Origin of the sequence: Leptospira kemamanensis, from assembly GCF_004769665.1 — a bacterium.
GTDB lineage: Bacteria > Spirochaetota > Leptospiria > Leptospirales > Leptospiraceae > Leptospira_A > Leptospira_A kemamanensis.
In genome coordinates this window covers 1-19603 of the sequence record NZ_RQGG01000009.1, presented here as the reverse complement: position 1 = coordinate 19603, position 19603 = coordinate 1, and the positions used below count along the sequence as shown (strand labels likewise).

The 19603-nt window shown below is 38.2% G+C and carries 20 protein-coding genes; 12 read left to right on the top strand and 8 right to left on the bottom strand.

The window, feature by feature from the left end; genetic code table 11:
• The first annotated feature begins 7 nt into the window (after nucleotides 1-7).
• The 9 genes from acpS to EHQ59_RS02710 all read left to right on the top strand — a co-directional run bounded on the left by acpS (nucleotide 8) and on the right by EHQ59_RS02710 (nucleotide 7160).
• Nucleotides 8-391 (top strand): holo-ACP synthase, encoded by a 384-nt coding sequence (gene acpS, locus EHQ59_RS02750; protein WP_135617619.1) that lies wholly within the window; start codon nucleotides 8-10, stop codon nucleotides 389-391.
• A complete protein-coding gene (locus EHQ59_RS02745) occupies nucleotides 391-612 on the top strand; it encodes a tetratricopeptide repeat protein (protein ID WP_208652312.1) in 222 nt (73 codons plus the stop codon). The genes acpS and EHQ59_RS02745 overlap by 1 nt, the downstream gene beginning before the upstream one ends.
• 5 nt (nucleotides 613-617) lie before the next feature.
• Complete coding sequence (locus EHQ59_RS02740; protein ID WP_015677744.1) at nucleotides 618-986, top strand: bactofilin family protein; 369 nt, start codon at nucleotides 618-620, stop codon at nucleotides 984-986.
• A gap of 1 nt (nucleotide 987) precedes the next feature.
• On the top strand, nucleotides 988-2769 hold the full coding sequence (locus EHQ59_RS02735; protein WP_135617617.1) for a sensor histidine kinase: 1782 nt from the start codon (nucleotides 988-990) through the stop codon (nucleotides 2767-2769).
• Nucleotides 2766-3623, top strand: coding sequence for an SDR family NAD(P)-dependent oxidoreductase (locus EHQ59_RS02730; protein WP_135617616.1), 858 nt, complete (start codon nucleotides 2766-2768; stop codon nucleotides 3621-3623). The genes EHQ59_RS02735 and EHQ59_RS02730 overlap by 4 nt, the downstream gene beginning before the upstream one ends.
• 1 nt (nucleotide 3624) lies before the next feature.
• Nucleotides 3625-3987, top strand: a complete 363-nt coding sequence (locus tag EHQ59_RS02725; RefSeq protein ID WP_135617615.1) for a cupin domain-containing protein — start codon at nucleotides 3625-3627, stop codon at nucleotides 3985-3987.
• A 62-nt stretch (nucleotides 3988-4049) separates the two neighbouring features.
• Nucleotides 4050-5243, top strand: coding sequence for a PP2C family protein-serine/threonine phosphatase (locus tag EHQ59_RS02720; RefSeq protein WP_244245347.1), 1194 nt, complete (start codon nucleotides 4050-4052; stop codon nucleotides 5241-5243).
• A gap of 1 nt (nucleotide 5244) precedes the next feature.
• Nucleotides 5245-6123, top strand: a complete 879-nt coding sequence (locus EHQ59_RS02715; protein WP_135617613.1) for an acetyltransferase — start codon at nucleotides 5245-5247, stop codon at nucleotides 6121-6123.
• Nucleotides 6120-7160, top strand: a complete 1041-nt coding sequence (locus EHQ59_RS02710; protein WP_135617612.1) for an SMP-30/gluconolactonase/LRE family protein — start codon at nucleotides 6120-6122, stop codon at nucleotides 7158-7160. Before EHQ59_RS02715 ends, EHQ59_RS02710 begins: the two co-directional genes overlap by 4 nt.
• A 34-nt stretch (nucleotides 7161-7194) precedes the next feature.
• Here EHQ59_RS02710 and EHQ59_RS02705 read toward each other — a convergent pair whose 3' ends face one another.
• Nucleotides 7195-10263, bottom strand: a complete 3069-nt coding sequence (locus EHQ59_RS02705; RefSeq protein ID WP_135617611.1) for a hypothetical protein — start codon at nucleotides 10261-10263, stop codon at nucleotides 7195-7197.
• An 89-nt stretch (nucleotides 10264-10352) separates the two neighbouring features.
• Here EHQ59_RS02705 and EHQ59_RS02700 point away from each other — a divergent pair, with 89 nt between their 5' ends.
• Together EHQ59_RS02700 and EHQ59_RS02695 are read left to right on the top strand one after the other, a co-directional pair.
• Complete coding sequence (locus EHQ59_RS02700) at nucleotides 10353-10976, top strand: trimeric intracellular cation channel family protein (RefSeq protein WP_135617739.1); 624 nt, start codon at nucleotides 10353-10355, stop codon at nucleotides 10974-10976.
• Between the two features lie 194 nt (nucleotides 10977-11170).
• Nucleotides 11171-12691 (top strand): HDOD domain-containing protein, encoded by a 1521-nt coding sequence (locus EHQ59_RS02695; protein ID WP_135617610.1) that lies wholly within the window; start codon nucleotides 11171-11173, stop codon nucleotides 12689-12691.
• Here the strand turns inward: EHQ59_RS02695 and msrA are convergent.
• The 4 genes from msrA to EHQ59_RS02675 form a co-directional block, all read right to left on the bottom strand.
• Complete coding sequence (msrA, locus tag EHQ59_RS02690) at nucleotides 12688-13362, bottom strand: peptide-methionine (S)-S-oxide reductase MsrA (protein ID WP_135617609.1); 675 nt, start codon at nucleotides 13360-13362, stop codon at nucleotides 12688-12690. The two genes, EHQ59_RS02695 and msrA, sit on opposite strands and share 4 nt — an antisense overlap.
• Nucleotides 13363-13404: 42 nt before the next feature.
• Nucleotides 13405-13839, bottom strand: coding sequence for a transient receptor potential ion channel family protein (locus EHQ59_RS02685; RefSeq protein ID WP_244245346.1), 435 nt, complete (start codon nucleotides 13837-13839; stop codon nucleotides 13405-13407).
• A gap of 164 nt (nucleotides 13840-14003) precedes the next feature.
• Entirely contained in the window at nucleotides 14004-14369 is a 366-nt protein-coding gene (locus EHQ59_RS02680) for a TSUP family transporter (RefSeq protein ID WP_135617607.1), read from the bottom strand.
• Nucleotides 14366-15082, bottom strand: a complete 717-nt coding sequence (locus EHQ59_RS02675) for an MBL fold metallo-hydrolase (RefSeq protein WP_244245345.1) — start codon at nucleotides 15080-15082, stop codon at nucleotides 14366-14368. Before EHQ59_RS02675 ends, EHQ59_RS02680 begins: the two co-directional genes overlap by 4 nt.
• 151 nt (nucleotides 15083-15233) lie before the next feature.
• Between EHQ59_RS02675 and EHQ59_RS02670 the strand changes: the two genes are divergently transcribed.
• Complete coding sequence (locus EHQ59_RS02670; RefSeq protein ID WP_135617606.1) at nucleotides 15234-15584, top strand: rhodanese-like domain-containing protein; 351 nt, start codon at nucleotides 15234-15236, stop codon at nucleotides 15582-15584.
• Between the two features lie 7 nt (nucleotides 15585-15591).
• Here EHQ59_RS02670 and EHQ59_RS02665 read toward each other — a convergent pair whose 3' ends face one another.
• The 3 genes from EHQ59_RS02665 to EHQ59_RS02655 all read right to left on the bottom strand — a co-directional run bounded on the left by EHQ59_RS02665 (nucleotide 15592) and on the right by EHQ59_RS02655 (nucleotide 19558).
• The gene (locus EHQ59_RS02665; protein ID WP_135617605.1) at nucleotides 15592-16788 is read right to left on the bottom strand and encodes a diguanylate cyclase; all 1197 of its coding nucleotides are present in this window, start codon (nucleotides 16786-16788) and stop codon (nucleotides 15592-15594) included.
• A 111-nt stretch (nucleotides 16789-16899) separates the two neighbouring features.
• On the bottom strand, nucleotides 16900-18480 hold the full coding sequence (locus tag EHQ59_RS02660) for a methyl-accepting chemotaxis protein (protein WP_135617604.1): 1581 nt from the start codon (nucleotides 18478-18480) through the stop codon (nucleotides 16900-16902).
• A gap of 244 nt (nucleotides 18481-18724) precedes the next feature.
• The gene (locus EHQ59_RS02655; RefSeq protein ID WP_135617603.1) at nucleotides 18725-19558 is read right to left on the bottom strand and encodes an SGNH/GDSL hydrolase family protein; all 834 of its coding nucleotides are present in this window, start codon (nucleotides 19556-19558) and stop codon (nucleotides 18725-18727) included.
• Nucleotides 19559-19603 lie beyond the last annotated feature (45 nt).

Here is a 19603-nt window from a genome sequence, read left to right as displayed (position 1 = left end):
TTCAGATATGATATCAGTCGGGAACGACATCGTCGAAAATGATAGAATCCGAGATTTGTTACAAAAACATGGGGACAGGTTTTTGAAACGTGTTTTTACGGATGACGAAGTGGAATACTGCCATAAACACAAAGACCCCGTTCCCTTTCTTGCGGGACGTTTTGCCTGTAAAGAAGCGGTCATCAAGGCCCTCAACTTGGAACCTGGTGAGGTTGCCGATATGCGCGAGATTGAGCTAGCTGGAACCAATTTTGGGAAAAAAACGCTAGTCATCCATGGGAAAACTGAGAAGTTTTTCCGAGAGAAAGGATTTAAAGGTAGTTCAGTGTCCATCAGTCATGCGGACCACTATTCTACCGCTGTGGTCGTATTCTATAAGGAGCTCCAATGATCGTCAGTGAAAAAATGAAGTCAGTTTTGGTTCATTATAACCAAGGTCTTACATTATACAAATCGCGCAAATTTGTAGAAGCAAAAGAAGAATTCAAAAAAGCACTGGCCATTCATCCAGAAGACGGCCCATGCAAACTTTATATTGAACGTTGTGATGATTACATCGCAGATCCCCCTCCAGAAGACTGGGACGGGGTATACAACATGAAAACAAAATAGGGACTATGTCAAAAAAAGAAATGCAACCAACCATCACAGAACATGGTGTGATCGCCACCATCCTTGGAAAAGAAACAGCTTTTAGTGGAACATTGGCATTTAAAAAGCCACTTCAAATCTCTGGAGATTTCACTGGTGAAATCATTTCGGATGGTTATTTAGTCATCAGCGAAGGTGCTCGAGTGAAAGCAAATATCAAAGCTGGAACTGTTGTCGTTGGTGGAACTATCATTGGAAATGTTACAGCAACCCAAAGATTAGAGATGTTATCAACAGGAAAAGTCCAAGGAAACATTCGCACTGCAAAATTACAAATCGCGGATGGCGTTATTTTTGACGGTAACTGCGAAATGTTAAGCAGCGACGAGACTTAGTTTGTGGCAATACCATCCATATAGCATACTTTTACTTCTCGCATTTAGCTTCAATCTTGGATTGGGGCTATTTGTTCTCAAATCCTTCCGCCTCAATTTAGTTAAATATTTATTGATTTTAGTGTTTGGTTCCATGCTTTGGACCGGATTCTATGCAATTGATTTCCTCTATATCAGTACAACTCTACATCGAACCTTCATTAGTTTGTTATACATGGGTGTTGCTATTTCAAACATGGGAATGGTTCTTGTTTCCATCGAATTCACAAACAATAGACATTTGCTAACCAAACGATTTTGGGTACTATTATCAATCCAACCACTGTTAACATTGGCCGTTTGTGTTTTGGATCCAATTTTCAAAACTTTAACACTTGATACTTACTTAATCAACATTGATGGTAGAGTGCAATGGATTCAAGAAACGAATATTGGAGGATTCATTGTATCCTACTTTATTTCATTTTTTTGGTCTATCTTTGTCGCATTTTTATTGTTTCGGGGTATCATTACTTCAAATGCAACGGAAAGAAACCGTTATTTATTAATCCTAATTTCTTATCTCTTCATTTGGATCACTGCCATCCTCCATAAAATTGGAATCAGACCTCTACCTGGAATGAACATAACCGCCGTTATGAGTACGATGCAAGTCATTTTGATTTTCTTTGCCATCGGATACTATAGAATGTTTGATTTGATTCCACTTGTTAGGGGTGAAATCGTAGACGAATTAGATGAAGCTGTTGTGATTTTAGATTTTAATCACCGTGTTGTGGACTGGAATAGCAGTGCGGAAACTCTATTTTCAATCAAAGACAAAAATCCAGTTCTTTTGCCACATCCAATCTTTTTCCAAAATACACCGGAGCTGATCACAAAATTAGATTTGTTATCAGAGAAAAGAACAATTACCAAGTGGATTTGGGAAAAAAACGAGAAGTATTGGGAAGTTACCGCAAAACAAGTGCGAGATGCCAATCGAAAGAAAATTGGAATGGTGATGGTATTTCGAGATAATACCGAACAAAGAAAATTAGAAAAACAAATGGCGAATGTGAACCGAGAACTTTTAATTGCTAACGCAACGAAAGATAGGTTTTTATCGATCATTTCCCACGATTTACGTGGCCCACTTGCTGGGATCAAAATGTTACTCAAAGTTTTAAACGAGGATATGAAAAAAAAAGAAGATGCTCTATCTGGGATGACTCAGTCACTCGTGGATGCAACGGAATCTGTTTTTTCTTTATTGGAAAACTTATTAGAATGGTCTAAATTACAAGCTGGCCAAGAAGAGTTTCGACCAAACTATCATCGTTTAGATGCCATTGTTTTAGAATGTATAGAATTGTTTTCTTTGAGTGCAAAAAATAAAGGCATTCGTTTTGAATTGAACATCCCAAATCATGCAATGGTCTATTGTGATAACCGAATGATCATCACAGTCATTCGGAATTTGATTTCAAATGCACTTAAATTTAGTCATCAAAATAGTAAAATTGAAATCCATGCAATTGATACAGGAAACCATTGGTTAGTATCCGTGAAGGACTTCGGAGTGGGAATGTCGAAATCGACGATAGACAAACTCTTTAAAGCAGGAGAAGTCATTAAATCCATTGGAACTCAAGGTGAAACTGGGAATGGGATTGGACTTTTATTATGTTCTGAATTTGTCTTAGTCAATGGAGGGACGTTAACAGGGGATAGTGATGGAGTTAACGGTTCTTTTTTTCAATTTAGTATACCAAAAAAACAAAAAGAGGAAGAATTCCTATGAGCCAAATCATTTTAGTGACAGGGGCAACAGATGGTATTGGAAGAGTTTGTGCCCATTCCTTTGCCAAAACAAAACAAGAATTGATTCTTGTTGGTAGAAACCGAGATAAACTGGCAGCTCTCGTATATAGTTTGCAAGCACAAGGGGCAACAGTTCACTCTTATGTAGCAGACCTATCTCTTGTGAAAGAAACATTTGCCCTCGCAGAAACGATTCGAAACAATCATCCCAAAATTGATGTTCTTTTGAATAATGCAGGGGCTTATTTTGACAAACGTACGGTCACTTCTGAAGGATTAGAGTCTACTTTTGCTTTAAACCATTTGAATTATTTTATCTTGGCACTTGGACTATTACCTTCCTTAAAAGCGGCGAACCAAGGACGGATTATCAATGTTGCTTCGCGTGCACATGAAGGTGTGGAATTAGATTTTAAAGATCTTATGGCGGAAAACCAATACTCAGGTTGGAAACAATACCAACGATCCAAGTTAATGAATATTTATTTTAGTTATGAACTGGCAGAAAGACTAAACCAAACCAAGATTACGGTGAATTGTTTACATCCAGGTTTTGTGAAAACAAAGTTTGGCCAAAACAACGAAGGACTTGCAAAACTTCTTCTAACCTTTGCACAAAATATTTTTGCCATTTCAGAAGACAAAGGTGCTGAAACTTCGATTTATCTGGCTACAGAACCAAACCTTTCTTCCGTATCGGGTAAGTATTTTGTGAAACAAAAAGAGCGAAAAAGCTCACCTGTTTCTTATGATAAAACGGCTCGAAGAAATTTATGGACTTATACAGAAGATTTACTCAAACACAAGTTTTCTCTAAAGTTCCCAGGTGCCTAAAATGGGTTACATTCACCAAAAAAATCCTACGATCATTCCAGTTCCAGGAAACAAAACCATAGAAGAACATTTTGGTATTCCTTCCAATGGCACAAAAGATATCTCGATTGCACATATGGTGGCACCACCAGGTTGGGGAGAACCATTTCAAACACCTAACTTTGATGAGTGGACACTGATGGTACGTGGCAAAAAACAAATTGAAGTAGATGGAGAAACTTTAGTCCTTTCCGCTGGAGAATCCATTTTGATTCAAAAAGGGACTCGGGTAAGGTATTCCAATCCATTTCAGGAAGATGCAGAATATTGGTCTGTTTGCAAACCTGCGTTTACCATTGATGCAGTCAATCGTGAAGAAGAGTAAAATCTAATTTTATGAGTTCAGATGGCAAACCAACTTTAGATTTAAGTTTCCTGAAAAAGGAAATGAAGAAAGTTGAGTTCCCTTCTGATACACTCATCATTGAACAATATACGTTAGGTGATTCATTTTACTTTATTGAATCAGGAAGTGTTGAAGTTTGGAAATACCTGGATGAATCCAAACAAGAGATTTTAGTCATCGGTGATCTACATGTTGGGGATTATTTTGGTGAAATTTCGCTCATCGATTCCGCTCCAAGAACTGTAAACATCACAACGAAAGAAAAATCCATTCTGTTTAAACTCACTCGAGAAGATTTTCATCGTTTGATCCAAACAAATCCCGATATGACGTTAACCCTTTTAAAGTTGTTAACGGCACGTGTAAGGAATGCAGAACAAAGGGAAAACCAAGTTTTAATTCAAAAAAACAAAGAGTTACGTTTGCAAAATGAAACATTGGAAATGATGGTAAAGGAACGAACTGCAAAACTCACACAATCCTTAAAAATCATCCAAGAAGATTTAGAAACAGCAAAAACAATCCAAAGGAATATTTTGCCACTGGGTTTAAAACACATCGCACACTTGGATTTTGCTTCTACGTTTGAACCTATGGCAGAAGTGGGTGGTGATATCTTTGATGTGATTCGTTTGGAGAAATCAAAAATCCGTCTTTTTTTAGCAGATGCCATTGGTCACGGTGTGCAAGCAGCTCTCATCACCATGGCCATCAAAGCCGAGTATGATCATATCAAACACAATGCCCCAAATCCATCCGATGTATTGTATGCATTAAATCAAATTTTCATCAATCGGTATGGGAAAAAATCCAATCAATTTACGGCTGTCGTTGTCGATCTAAAAATGGAAGAGAACCAACTTGTGTATTCCTCCGCAGGCCATAATGAACCATATATACTGAACAATTCCGATATTTTGCCGCTGAATGAGTCTGGCCTCATGTTAGGATTGGAAAAAGACGTCGAGTATATCGATACAAACTTGCCATTTGGTCTTGGGGATCGACTGTTTATGATCTCCGATGGGTATCTAGAACAAGAAAATCAAGATGGAATTTTACTTGGTGAAACCAAATTGCTTTCCAGTTTTCACTCTGCTAGGAGTTTAGGATTAAGTTTATCTGATACCGTTCACTATCTTATGGAACAATTTCACTCTTTTCGGGGGCAAACCCCAATGATGGATGATGTTACCATTTTGGGTATTGGCACTTCGTATGAATTAGGAGTTTAACTTGGGTTTAATCATCGCATATATTTTATTTCTTTTGAATTTGGTTTGGATCATTCCAACCATGTATCCACTTTATATATGGAAACTTTTGACCACTGGTTCTGTTCGCCGTTTGGGGGATCGTTTGTTAGTGAAAGTGGGAGAAACATGGATTGAAAATAATTATCGAATTTCACGATTTTTGTATGGAGTCCAATTTGAGGTCATTGGTGAAAAATTTAAAGATTTGAAACATGACGGCAGTTATATGATTATTTGTAACCACCAATCATGGTCAGATATTTATATCATCCAATCCGTTTTGAATCGGAAAATTCCTCTGATTCGATTTTTTATCAAAGATTCTTTAAAGTATGTTCCTGCCCTTGGTCATGCATGGCTTGCTTTGGATTTTCCTTTTGTGAAACGAAGTAGCCGAGAACAACTCAAAAAAAATCCAGAACTTGCCACAAAAGATTTGGAGAATGTCAAAAAGGTCTGTGAAAAATTCAATGGAATGCCATTCTCCATTTTGAACTTTTTGGAAGGTCATAGACGGACTCCGGAACGAATGAAAAAATTACTGAAAAAAAATCCATACCAACATTTGCTTCGCCCTCATAGTGGTGGGATCTCGGTCGTATCCACTTCGCTACGAAATTCGCTTGATGCTTTTATTGATTTAACGATTGTTTATCCTACAGAAAATCCAAGTTTCTTAGATTTGATGTCTGGTAAGATACGCAAACTCAAAGTTTTTGTAGATGTGATCCCAAGAGACCAGGTTCCTATCGAAGAAAATGAACAGTTTGCTCCCATGTCAAAAAAGATGAAACGATGGGTGGATGAACGTTGGGTTATGAAAGACGCGCTGATCGAAAAGGAGATGGCATCCAAATGAAATATTTCACACTGATACTTACTATTTTTGTAAGTCTAACTTCCTGTCGTACCTTTTCGCCTGTCGCTTACGAACCACCCATCAAACCAGAGCCAGTCGGGATTTACGAACCAAACACAGAATTACAAAAAGCAATATTACTTGCAATAGGCAAAGTCAAAGGACTTGAATCTCTAGATGTTGACAGTGATGGCAATATCTATGGGGGAGACAAAGACGGACGGATCATCCGCATCACTCTCAAAGGAGAAATCAAAGCCATTGCCAAAACTTCAGGTAGACCTCTCGGAGTCCAGTTTGACAAAGCGGGGAACTTAATCATCGCCGATGCTTACAAAGGACTTCTTTCCATGGATAAAACAGGAAAGATCACAACCTTAGTTTCCGAATATAAAGGGGTTCCTTTTCAATTCACAGATGATTTAGACATTGCACAAGATGGCAAAATCTATTTCTCTGATGCCTCGATCTATGAACAAAAAGAATATCTCTATGATTTATTAGAAGCAAGGCCTTATGGTCGAGTGTTTGTATACGATCCTAAAACAAAAGAAACACAATTATTACTAGATAATTTATATTTTGCCAATGGAATTGCACTTTCCAAAAACGAAGATTTCCTTTTGGTCAATGAAACCTATCGTTACCGGATCACAAAACTTTGGTTAAAAGGTCCCAAAAAAGGAACTTCTGAAGTTGTTATCGAAAATTTACCTGGATTCCCTGACAATATCACTCGGAATGAAAATGGTGAATTCTGGGTGGCTTTATTCACCGTGAGAAACGATCGAATGGACAGTATGCATCCATCAACCGTTGTGAAAAAGATGATTTACTTTTTGCCAAAGTTTATGTGGCCAAAAGCACAACCATACGGTTACGCTCTCAAAATGGATGGGAATGGAAAAGTATTAATGACTGTCCAAGACCCAACAGGGGAACATTTAAAAGATATCACCAGTGTCATCGAGAAAAAACGCCAATTGTACATAGGTAGTTTGTACAATGATCGAATTGGGATTTATGTTTTGCCTTAGGAGATCGATTTTCTAACGATTCTAATTTATGGCACTATGGTGTGCATGGTAAGTCGTATTCAATGGCTCCAATGGATACGGCACCATCACCACCAGGTCGATTCCCCACTCCATTGAAACTATCCGCCAAAATGTTGTTTGTTGCCCTTGTGATTTGACAAGATGTAGCCGCTGTCGGAATATACGATGCGACTACACCAAACGCTGAAACTAAGTTAGGATTGAGATTTAAATTTTCACCAAAGTTGGGAGCAAGTCCTAATGGTGTGAGACAACCTAAAGTACCTGGAACTCCACCCGGACAAAGGTCTAAAAAGTACAACGCAGTTTGAAAAACCTTATTATTACAATTATGGAAGACATTCGAGCGAATGGAAGTATGCGCTCCTCCTAGGTTGCGAATGCAAACATTATTCCCTGCATTGGTATTGAGTAATAAGATATTGTTTTCGATGCGGTGACTATTACCAGAATCTATATAAATGACTGATTCGTTTCCTAATACACTTGAAATTCCACTGTTCACCGTATTATGATAGATTCGTAATGGATTAAAGGCTCCATTTACATAAATTCCGCGAGCATAAACGCTACTCGTTCCATTCTGGATCAAATTATTGGAAACAAGGAGATCGAATGGTGATTGGAGATGAATTCCGGTTACAGTAGTGGAAGCAAATCCAGTCGCAGTACCCATCCTAATATAATTTCTTGAAATTGACGATGAGGCATTTATTGCCGAAGCGTGAATGCCTATTAGTCCAGCAGTTACACCTGATGAACTTGCATTTCCTCCTGTAATCGAGTTATATTCGATCGTAGCTGTCCCACCGTTTGATACAATAATGCCATAAGAATATGCTTGCATCGCGGAAGTATTGGCAGTTGTGCCAATGCGAATTGCATTACCTCTAACGACTGTTCCGGAAAACAAACGAATCCCTGAATTCTCTGTAGCTGAATTTGAGCTACCATTGATCACGTTGCCAGCAGTCGCTGTTCCAATTTGGATCGTATTCGCTGCTTGAAAACGAATTCCAATGGATCGATTTGCATTTCCTTGCGTAAATAAATTGCCAGTCAAAACTCCAGTTGAGGCAGTTCCTGTAACATCAAAGGCGATATTCCAGTTTAACATACCTGTCACTGGTAAATCGAACCCTCGGAATTCGTTCTGACGAATATTTGTTACGTTCATTCCCGACGTTCCTGCATAATCAAATGCTTTTGAAAAAGCACTTGTACCCGAAGTATCCCCACCGGTAATCACATTTCCAATCAATACAGGATTGATCATGGCAGTGGAAGTCAAAGAGACTCCGATAGCATTGCAACTACCACTCACACAAATCCCTCCGCTGATCTGATTGAGAACAAGGTAAGGGCTACTATTGATCGCTAACACACCATAAGAACGTTCTGTTCCTTTTCCTGCATTGATCGAGTTGTCGATGAGACGCACATTGTTTGTCCCATCTAGAAAAACACCTGCCATATAGGGAGCAGAATCCCCTGATAGGATTGTAAATCCGGAAACCACTACTGGAGCTGTCACTGTCGCATCCGCAGCGATGGAAACACAAGGATTGGTATCTGTGCTTCCTGCACAGTACGCTGGGACCATATCCATCAGAATGGTTGAAGTTTTCAAATCAGGTCGCCTGATGGTAAATCCTGGATCGTAACTTCCAAAAAGAGAAATGCCCGATTCCAATTGGATCCTTCCTCCAGCGAACGCAGGGTCATAAGATCCCTGTGTCACTAGGACTGCACAAGCATTGGATCCGCACCCACCAAAACTATCAATCGCAGCTTGGATATTTCGTTTTGCATTGGCCGGTGTCATTCCATCACCGGAATCGTCAGGCGCTGAATCTGCCACATAACGAATGTCAGATGGGATGAGGTAAAATAGAGATGTGGAAGCAGCAAGTGGTACAGCTCCCAAATTGGTGAGACAAATGAGATTTAAATTTCGATGCCCTGCCTGCCAAGAGTCGGTCGCAGCAGGAGTTACAACCAAAGTATCGTTTGCGATGTTTGTTGTTGCCACAGAAAATTGCACTGGCAAACCGAGAGTGGTAGCAGTCAAACTTCCAGCCGATCCTAAACAACTTCCTGCATTGATTTCTGCCGTAAAAACCAATCGTAAAGATTCGTTCGGCAAAAGAATTCCTCCATTGCGGGGTGTAGTCAAATCAAAGTTTAAACTAAAACAATTGGCTTGGATGGAAACGGTTCCAGCTATCGTACCAGAATTGGAGCTGAGCACACATTGGTGGTTTGCAGGCGCCGAAACGATTTGTACATTGTAGGTACTGGATGGAGCTAAATTGGTAGGAAAACGATGTAACCCATCTGATGAGATCACAATCGTTTCACTTCCATTATTGCTCAGTGTCAAACTGCCTGAAGAAATCCCGATGGCTGTGATTTCAATGGGAAAGGCAGTTGATGTACAATTGATGGAAATTGTTGTAACATTGTTCGCTGGAAATGTATTGGAACCATTGGAGATGAGACAATCTTGAACAGGGTGGTTTGGCTGCGTGGCTACAGTGACATTGTAAGGAGTGCCCGCTTCGTAGGTTTGGGTAAAGGCAAAGGTGCCTGAAGCTACTGCAACAGGCAAGGTAGAACCATCATAAGAATTGGTAAGAGTGAATCCAATTCCATCAAGTCCACTAATTGTTCCACCTAACGTATAACGAAGTGGATCACAATTAACGATAATGGTCGCAATGTTGCCATAACCAACGACACCTGTTCCCCCACTCACAGAACAAGTTTGTGATGGCAAGACGGGTTGGGTTTGGATGGTGAGAGCAAAGTCTTGGCCAGTGGTAAAAGTTGTGCTAAATTGATAATTGCCATCAGCATTTGCCGTGATGGTTTCTCTTCCTGAATTTAAACTCAGGACAAGTCCTGATCCCACAAGTCCTGAAACTCGAACTGTAATTTGAAACGGTCCTGTACTGATGAGGCTACGGAGTTGTAAAAAATCCGAAACGGATTGCATGAAACTTTTGGAAATTTTGGGGATACAAGCTTCCACGAGCAAAATGAGAAAGAAAGTTGCGATTCTTAAAAACTTTGCTAACATACAAGGGACTCTCTACTAATCATAACAAGAGAAGAGGGTCTTTCTTGTCAGTTTCTTTCCATCTAAAAGGAGAAATTCAGAAAAAATCAATGGAATTTAGCTTTTCTTACTACATTGGCCTTGCTGGCATCATGGTATTTACCATTTCTGGAGCCATCGCTGCCTTAGAACACAAAGAACACCACCATGATGTCTTTAGTGTCTTTTTTACGGGTTTCATCACAGCTATCGGCGGGGGAACCTTAAGAGACATCACTCTTGGCAATTACCCTGTTTCCTGGGTCAAAGATGAAAATATATTATGGGCAATCTTTGTTGGGTTTTTATTAGTCATTTTTTTACCGAAGGTGTTAACCAAACTTCGAAATGAACTCTTATTATTTGATACATTGGGAATTGGAATATATACTGTGCTCGGAACAAGGATTGCATTAGACCATGGGGTAAATGCTTTTGCTTCTGCCTTACTCGGAATGATTTCGGCGATCTTTGGTGGAGTGATTCGAGATACTCTTATGAATGAAGTTCCTTTTATTTTCCGTAAAGAAATATACGCTACCGCTTGTTTGGCGGGATCAGTTTTATATTTAATTTTAAACGAGTTTGCATGTGAACCAAACTTAAATTTAGTTTTGTCAGCAAGTCTTGTTGTATCGATCCGATTGATCGCAGTGAAATATAATTTGGGTTTGCCAAAACTAAAAATATTCTAATTTTTTGTTTCATTTTGTGGCAAATTTAGTGGGTTTCTGAATGATTTTTTCAGTACTAACCACAAAATTACAGACACCATCTTTTTCCTGTTAAACGCTTGCAATTCTTCAATCCTACCATTCGATGGTGGGTGAGTGGAACTTCTCCTGGAATCGAGTTAGGGGTTTCCCCTCATATTGATTGATGAGGTTTTATGGCTAGTCCAAAAGCGGTTGCACTAGAATTCAAAAGGGAACTTGGTCTTCATACGAATATCGAAGACATCAATCATCCTATCGTTGAGAATGCTCCCTTCCATTTTAAATTTTTCCAAATTACTGATGAAGTTGAAAATACCTTATTTCAAATCTTAGATCGGTTTTTATTGCAACTAGATCTGATCATCGTAAGAGATTCTGTACTGGCGGCAATGAAAGAAACAGTAACGAATGCAATCAAAGCAAATGCTAAACGTGTTTTCTTTAAAAATAAAGAAACAGATATCTCAAACGAAAAAGAATACGAATCCATTATCAATGATTTTAAATCCACTTACTTAGCCAATCGAGACGAAATCGAAGAATCGTTACAAAAAAATAATTACGGAGTCTTTGTTTCTTTCATTCATAATCGAAGTTTAATGCGAATTCGTATTATGAATAATGTCCAACTCACTCCAATTGAAGCAGATCGAATTAAAGAAAGAATTTCGAAAGCAAAAACATACAATGATTTGGCTGATGCCTTTATGGATATGTCAAATGAACAAGAAGGAGCTGGTCTCGGTCTCATCATGACTCTCATGATGTTAAGAAATGATGGACTCGGTGACTCTGCTTTTAAGTTTGAATCCGGTGAAAATAAAACCGTATTCATGATCGATATTCCTGCAAAAGTTTCGAAAGAAAACATCCAACTCGAAAAAATAGATCATATTGTCTCTCAAATTGATCATTTGCCTACATTCCCGAAATCAATCAAAGATATCCAAGACGCAATCGACAAACCAAACTCAAGTATTGGTACAATTGCCGAGATGATCAAACGAGACATTGCACTTTCTGCCAATATACTAAAACTCTCTAATTCTGCTGCATTCCGTAGAGGTGGGAAGGTGGAAAGTTTAGACCGCGCTATCCAACTCATTGGTTTAAAGGAACTTCAAACCTTATTGTATAGTCTGGCCACAAAGCAAATGTTAGAGGATAAATTCCCTGCTTTTACTGCTATTTGGGAAAAATCGAACGAGTCTGCTTTTTATTGTAAATCCATTGGACAAAGAATGGGTATGAATAAATCAGACCTAAGTAATTTGATTGCGGCTTCCCTTCTTCATGACATTGGTGAAATTTTATTATTATCTTTTGATAAACACCATATGAATAAAATCAAAACCTTCTCGAATACAAGAGAGATTGCATCGACGATCAGTATGGAAGAGTCAGCTATTGGAATCACACATTCCAAGTTAGGCGCCATGGTCGGAGAAAAATGGGGTTTCCCTATTTTATACACAAAAGCGATGGAATACCACCATAGGCCACTGCTTGTGGATGAGGTTTATACCGATATCATTTATCCAATTTACTTAAGTGATATGATGATTGCGATCAATTCCAAGGAAGCAAAGTCATCCGAAATTCCAGCTGAAGTTCTGAAATTATGTAAATTCCAATCCAAATCGGAATTTGATTCTTTTCGAACCAAAATCAAAGAACAATATTCTAGTTACTAATTTCGTTTGTATTCCTGATATCGTTTTTGGAAATCGCGGTATCGTGGAAGAGATACTGCCTGCACATAGGATTGGTTTGGGTTATGTTTGATAAAATCCTGATGATATCCTTCTGCTTTATAAAATTTTGAAATTGCTTTGAATTCTGTGACGATGGGTCCCTTCCATATCTGTTTGGATTCAATTTCCGATTGAACTCGTTTTGCGATTTGGAATTCTTCCGTATTTTGGTAAAACAAAATGGATCGATAAGAAGTTCCAACATCTGGTCCTTGTCGATCCACTGTGGTTGGATCATGAGATAAAAAGAAAATTCTACACAATTCTTCAAAACTGATTTTGGAAGGATCATAAATCACAAGTACGGATTCCGCGTGACCAGTTGTCTCAGTGTTCACGGATTCATAGGTTGGATTTTCCGTGCTTCCACCTGTATAACCAGAAACGACATCAATCACTCCAGGAACGGATTCAAAAATATGTTCCGAACACCAAAAACAACCTTCAGCGAAGACAGCCATTTTTTCGCCAGACTTCGGAACAAGGGGAACTAAATCTGTTGAAGAATGGCTTTTTGTCCCGAATCCACAATGGAGGAAACTCATAGTAAAGAGAGAAAAAAATAGGGCAAACAAAATGGAGTTAGGTCGTGGTAATGGGAAACGTGCCATACCCATTAGAGTCAACCGATCCGCGGAAAAGTGAGATTTTCTCTAGTCTTCGATTGATTTTTTAGGAGAGTGGGGAGTTACATCCTTTTCGGAAGGGAACTCATTTTTTGTGGGTCCAGAATTTCTGACACCAGTTTGGTACACAAAAACTCGGTTGTTCCCCGAAAATTGTAACATTGGTTTATGAAACCTTTGTTTGATCCAATAACCTAGCAGAACAGCTGTTACACATAAAAACAAGGTTTGGTTTCCTAAATTTTCTCCATAGGTAAATTGATAAGTTCCTATTAAAATTAAGGATTGACTTGTGAACCAAATCAATGTTCGGTTTTTGAAAAAGGAAAGCCAACCCACTTCTGCCACTTGGTTACGGATTCCCTGCAAAATAAGTCCTAGGATGGGAATTCGGAGCAAAACTCCTAAAAATCCAATGACAACCACAAAGATGAGAAAGAGCAAAAGGGATGTAAAAATCAAATTCCACCAGAAAAGAAAATGGAAAGGGGGGACCAAAACCTCAGGCCAGGTGATCCCATAAATGAGAAGTGAAATTAAAAACCAAACAAGTGCAAAATAGAATCCGAACACCATTGAATGGAAAAAGAATTACCATCCTTCTGCAAACAAAATTTTTTCGGAATTCATTTCGGAAAAAAAACCATTTTTAAGCCAACGATCACGGTGAAGATTCCAAAAAACCGAGACAACACAGTTGTGTCTATTTTGGAGGCAGCTCCTGCTCCAAAAACACTTCCTAAAATAAAACCAACACTAATCAATGCGGCCGCAAATAAATTGGTTTCTCCTCTCGTATAATAAATGTAAGCTGCAACAATTCCGATGGGAGGAACCATTGCAGCAAGGGTTGTACCTTGTGCTAGTTTTTGGTTAAAATCAAAAAAATAAACAAGAGCTGGTACAAGTAAAATTCCTCCACCAATCCCCACAAGTCCACCTAGGATCCCCGCTCCAATTCCTAAAATTAAAAATAAAATTCCTAAACTCATATAACCTTCCCGCAGGCACGATTTGCTGGCACTGCCTCATGTATTTTTTTTGGTTCTGGTAAGTTTAAATTGTCCATGATGGACTTAAACTCTTCTAAGGTTTTGTTTGCGATCCTTTGATTCCATTTCTTCTCTTCACCTATCGTTGAATAAACGAAACCTTTATAATCATGGCCAGGGAATACGATGGTATCATCTGGTAATTGGAATAACTGATTGGTGATTGAATTGTAAAGAGCTTCCGTGTTTCCACCTTGAAAATCGGTTCTTCCACATCCTCTTACAAACAAAGCATCTCCTGTAAAAACATACTTTCCGTTTAGGAGTAAAGAAATAGAACAAGGAGTGTGGCCTGGAGTGTGTATGGTTTTTAGGACCAGATTTCCAATTTGGATTTGATCTCCTTCTTTTAAGAAATGGTTTGCGCAAGTTGCACCTGAAAGTTCTGGTGCATAGGAATCACAACCAGTTTTGTCGCGTAACTCGCCTGCGGCAGTGATGTGGTCTGCATGCATATGAGTTTCTATTGTAGCCTTTAGCTCATAACCCATTCCCGTTATGTATGTCAGGTCTCGATCTAATTTTTCTAACACTGGATCAATCAAGACTGCTTTTTTCGAACGAATGTCAAGAAGTAGGTATGTCCATGTTCCTGACTCTGTATCATACAGAGGTTTGATTTCTATTTCAGTGTTTTTATCTGTTACCATCATCTTTACATTCCCTCACGATTCTTTTGGATTTCAAACTTGATTTCTCTTGATTGGGCCCAACTCATTTTAGGTGGTATACTATACCCCCTATAGTATATAGTTTTCTTGACGTAAATTCCTGCAAGGAAAAAATGGGAAAAAAGAGGTAAGAATGAAAACATTTATTTTAGTGGGAGTCATCGTTGGATTCCTCTTTGTCTTTGTGAAACGGATTCAATCTAAAGGAGATAAACAGATGTTATCAGAATGGATTAAAGAAGGAGCAGTTGTCGTGGATGTTCGAACAAAATCAGAATTTGCCGAAGGGCATTTCCCTGGAGCCATCAACATTCCCGTGGATGTTTTGCCTTCGCAATTGAATCAAATACAAAATAAACAATCTAAAATTGTGGTGTATTGCCGATCTGGTGCAAGAAGTGAAAGGGCAAAACAAATTTTATCTGCAAGTGGTTATGGATCTGTGATCAATGCAGGTGGTCTTGGAGATATGCCTACACCGTAACTTCCAATTACGATTCTACACCAACGGGGCTTTTTGCCTTAAATTGGTGTAGTAAGTAAAGATCTGCCAATTTAGATTGCGATTCATTCGAAAGTTCCACAAATTCGGCACCAACACTAAAACTTGTTTCTGTTAGTTTTTGTTTGCGAACCACTTTGATTTTAGCACTGATTTCATGTTGGGAATCTGATTCACGTAAAACAACAGGAATCGAATCGTTTAAATTCAATTCATCTTCTGTTTCAAATGCTATTCCTGTAATCGAAATATTTTTGGAAATAGATCGAATGGTTTTGTCTGGTAATACACAATACAATTCTAAATTAGCATCAAAACGTAAACTTCTACGTTTTTCATTGGAATAAACCACGATTTGATTTTTGCCAGAATCTTTCGCTGTATACAATGCTCGATCTGCTAAATCATACATCTCTTCACATCGTTTTGCTTTTTCAGGATAAGAAACAAGTCCACCACTGATGGTCACTGGTTTTCCACTGATTTGAATGGTTCGACATGCTTCTAATAATTTTTCAGCTGCTTTAAGCGCCTGTGTTTCGTTAGACTGTGGAAAAATAATGGCAAACTCTTCTCCACCGATCCTACAAGCAGTGTCTTCCACTCGTAAACTCGTCGAAATTTTTTTCGCTACTTGTTTTAGGATTTCATCCCCCATAACATGACCATAGGTATCATTGATTTTTTTGAAATCGTCGATGTCGATCACGAGAAGAGAAAGGTTATGATTGTATCTCGTTGCTTGTTTGAATTCTCTGACTAAAGCAGTTTCGAAATGTCTACGGTTGTACAATCTTGTCAGTTCATCCACTAAGATGAGTTTTTCCGTTTCCGCAAATAAACGAATTTCAATGATTTTGGGATTTTCGATTTTTTGGTTGTGATTGATGAAGTAGTCGAGGAGTGCTACTCGAAATCCAACTTCTCTACCGAGGCATTGGGAGAGTTTGGATTGATTGGCACTGACTTCTTCCCAAATTTCTTTTGCTTCGGTTTCTGGTATGTCCAAAGAGGTGAGGACTTTCAGTAGGTTTGCGTAAATTTGGGACTCATCATGGGAATGATGAGTTTGTATTTTTTGAATGAGCAATTCTTCATTGGTAGGATCCTCATCTAAGAGGTCCATAATCGTATCTTCAATACGGCGACCATTGGTTGGTCTTGTGGAAGGTTGGGATGTTAACATTGCCTATACACTATGCTAGAAATTTATTGCCAATTACCCAAAATTCCAACATGTTTCCTGATTGTAAAGACAGGTTTTACGGAAGAACTGAATTCAATTTCATCTAAATCCCTAATTTAGATGCAGTTGTTTGGCTTGTGTATGGATTTCATTGATTTCCTCATAGAGAAGTTCCACGGAATCGGCGAGTTTTTGTGTGGTTTCGTCAATCACGGCGATGGCATGATTGATTTCTTTACTTCCCGACATTTGTTCCTGGGCTATCACTCCAATTTGTTCGGAGAGGACATGGAGTTCTGAAAATGTATCTCGGAGTTTTGAATTGAGTACTTCTTGTTCGGTCACATGGCCTTCTAAACTCAAAATTTCACTTTCGATACGTAGTAATTCTTTGTTTTGATTTTCCACTTGGGACTTAACTTCTTTGGAATACCTTGTTCCTTCGTTGATCTTCAGTCCTGCTTCCTTTACAATTTTAGCAATGGTGCCTGCATTGGATTGGGATCGTTCGGCAAGTTTTGCCACTTCTTGTGCAACGACGGCAAAACCTCTTCCATGTTCGCCTGCTCGAGCTGCTTCAATCGATGCATTTAATGCGAGTAAATTGGTTTGGTCGGCAATTTCTGACATCATTTGGTTGATTTCTTCTACCTTGGAGAAGGCTTGGTTCAGTTCTGAATAAATTGCATTTAATTCTTCTGAGGATGTTTTTACTTTTTTACTAAAATCTGCTGAATGACTGACATCTTTTGCGATTTGAACGGTTTTGGATTTTACACTTTCACTTAAGTTTTGTAGAGATAAAAAGTTTTGATCTACAATTTTAACACGAGTGACTTGGTCCTCCACTAAATTCGCAGAACTAATCGCAGATGAAGAAAGTTCTTCTACAGAAGCTGAGATCTCTTCCACAGAGGCTGCTTGGTTTTGGGATTGGTTGTGAAGTTCATCCGACATCGATTGTAATTTTTCAACCGATACAGCGAGTGTATTGGCTGATTTCTCCAATTGGCTTGATTTATTTGAGATAAAAAATTGTTTTCCTAAACTGTCTTCAAGTTTCGACTTTAAATCATTTTGCATATCCTTCATCAAAGAAACTACATAACGCAAACTAAATACCACACCGAAATAAAAGATCACTTTTTGAACTTCTGTTGTCACAATGATGTGATTGGCTCGAATCATTTCTGGGAAGGGTTTGGGAATGAACTCAGCACCTAATTTGTGAGATAAAAAAATACCACCTAAGTAAACACAGGTGGATATAAAACCAACACTGATAATCAGTTTTGGATCAAATAAAAAACTCGCATAAATCGAAATAAAGACAAAGATGATATAAAAGATTCCCGTGCTAAGTGTATTACTTGCATCACCTTTGGTATAATTATTATAAATATCTAAATAGAAAAAACACAAAATGATGATGAGGTCGATAACGATGATTGATCTTGCATACCGTTTGGAGATCTCTTTATCTTTTTTTATAAAATGACCAGCAACGACAGCATTCAGAAGGAAAATGAGAGAACCTATTAAATTAGGAATAAAACTTTTTGCGGCATAATTGGAGGCAACACCTAATAAAAAGATGATCCCTAACCCATATTTTGTAAAAACGATGAGAGATATTCCTTTGCGAAATAAAGTTCTTTCGAATTTCTGAATTTCATCTGTCTCAATTGCCATATTTCTTCCTCATTCTAACAGACGAAAATTACTCTGTATATTTGAATGCACAAGTGATAGAACGATGGAATTCTAAATTTGTCTAGGAAGAAATCACACAAAAGACAAGAATGATTCGTAGTTCTCCTGAAATCTGGAGGTGGAAATTGTGATTTTAAAACTTATAGAGAACAGATCAGGGATTTCCTAAGAATTCCCTGGGAATTTAAAATTATTCTGATATTCGGATTCAGTTTTGGAATACTTACGGAGTAATTAATGTTTCTAAAATCATTTTCTCAATGATTTGTCCACCTCGTTCATTTAAATGAATCGCATCAGTCAAGTAATAATACCCGTTAGCATCTCCTAAATCATTCCAAGAGTAGGTGGTTGAATAATACTTGAGAATGGTCCAATACATACTCCAAGTGTTTTGGATGTATGGAGTTTTTTTATGGAAGTTTATGGAACTTAATCTACTTGTAAGAGTTTCATGGAGTGGTTTGTAGAGAACATTCTCTTTTTTTGAAACTTCTTTTGTCAGTTCTGCAAAGCGTTTGGATCGCAAAAATGGTAATGAGTTTGGATCTTCCCCTAAGATGGGTGGTGAAAACAAAATCAACTTTGCCTTTGTTTCTTTTTTTATCCGAGTTACAATTTTTGTTAAATTTTGAACAAAACTTTCTTCTGAAGCTGGATCTTTCAAATTCCAAAGACTCGCATAACGGTCGTATTCCTTTTTAGATAAAGTTGCTTTTAGGTCATTTGTTCCAATCAGGATAAAAACGAAATCAGGTTGTAAGCTCACTACGGAATCAAGTTGTTCGATGATTTGAACTGTTAATCTGCTATTGATTCCTTCATTCACAACCAAAGCATCATTCAGTTTTGGATGTTTGCGAATTGATTCAACATAATCATAACTGACTCGACCGTGTGTGATACTATCTCCCAAAAAAACAATTTTTGGCGACTTTGATACAGCACTTACCAAACTTCCTTTTAAATTATTTGAGGGAACTTTAGTTGCTTGGAATACAACACAAGATTGGAAAACAATGAGAAATAAAAAGATTAGGAGGAATGATTTTTTCATGGGAGAAATCGTATCTCATTTTTTAAATTTGAAAAAGAATAAAAT

Excerpts from the sequence above, each read along its gene's own strand:
- acpS (WP_135617619.1), top strand. The coding sequence starts at position 8 with ATGATATCAGTCGGGAACGACATCGTCGAAAATGATAGAATCCGAGAT.
- EHQ59_RS02720 (WP_244245347.1), top strand. The coding sequence starts at position 4,050 with ATGAAGAAAGTTGAGTTCCCTTCTGATACACTCATCATTGAACAATAT.
- EHQ59_RS02665 (WP_135617605.1), bottom strand. The coding sequence starts at position 16,788 with ATGTTAACATCCCAACCTTCCACAAGACCAACCAATGGTCGCCGTATT.
- EHQ59_RS02705 (WP_135617611.1), bottom strand. The coding sequence starts at position 10,263 with ATGTTAGCAAAGTTTTTAAGAATCGCAACTTTCTTTCTCATTTTGCTC.
- EHQ59_RS02725 (WP_135617615.1), top strand. The coding sequence starts at position 3,625 with ATGGGTTACATTCACCAAAAAAATCCTACGATCATTCCAGTTCCAGGA.
- EHQ59_RS02670 (WP_135617606.1), top strand. The coding sequence starts at position 15,234 with ATGAAAACATTTATTTTAGTGGGAGTCATCGTTGGATTCCTCTTTGTC.
- EHQ59_RS02660 (WP_135617604.1), bottom strand. The coding sequence starts at position 18,480 with ATGGCAATTGAGACAGATGAAATTCAGAAATTCGAAAGAACTTTATTT.
- EHQ59_RS02730 (WP_135617616.1), top strand. The coding sequence starts at position 2,766 with ATGAGCCAAATCATTTTAGTGACAGGGGCAACAGATGGTATTGGAAGA.
- EHQ59_RS02655 (WP_135617603.1), bottom strand. The coding sequence starts at position 19,558 with ATGAAAAAATCATTCCTCCTAATCTTTTTATTTCTCATTGTTTTCCAA.
- EHQ59_RS02700 (WP_135617739.1), top strand. The coding sequence starts at position 10,353 with ATGGAATTTAGCTTTTCTTACTACATTGGCCTTGCTGGCATCATGGTA.
- msrA (WP_135617609.1), bottom strand. The coding sequence starts at position 13,362 with ATGGCACGTTTCCCATTACCACGACCTAACTCCATTTTGTTTGCCCTA.
- EHQ59_RS02695 (WP_135617610.1), top strand. The coding sequence starts at position 11,171 with ATGGCTAGTCCAAAAGCGGTTGCACTAGAATTCAAAAGGGAACTTGGT.
- EHQ59_RS02710 (WP_135617612.1), top strand. The coding sequence starts at position 6,120 with ATGAAATATTTCACACTGATACTTACTATTTTTGTAAGTCTAACTTCC.
- EHQ59_RS02680 (WP_135617607.1), bottom strand. The coding sequence starts at position 14,369 with ATGAGTTTAGGAATTTTATTTTTAATTTTAGGAATTGGAGCGGGGATC.
- EHQ59_RS02740 (WP_015677744.1), top strand. The coding sequence starts at position 618 with ATGTCAAAAAAAGAAATGCAACCAACCATCACAGAACATGGTGTGATC.
- EHQ59_RS02675 (WP_244245345.1), bottom strand. The coding sequence starts at position 15,082 with ATGATGGTAACAGATAAAAACACTGAAATAGAAATCAAACCTCTGTAT.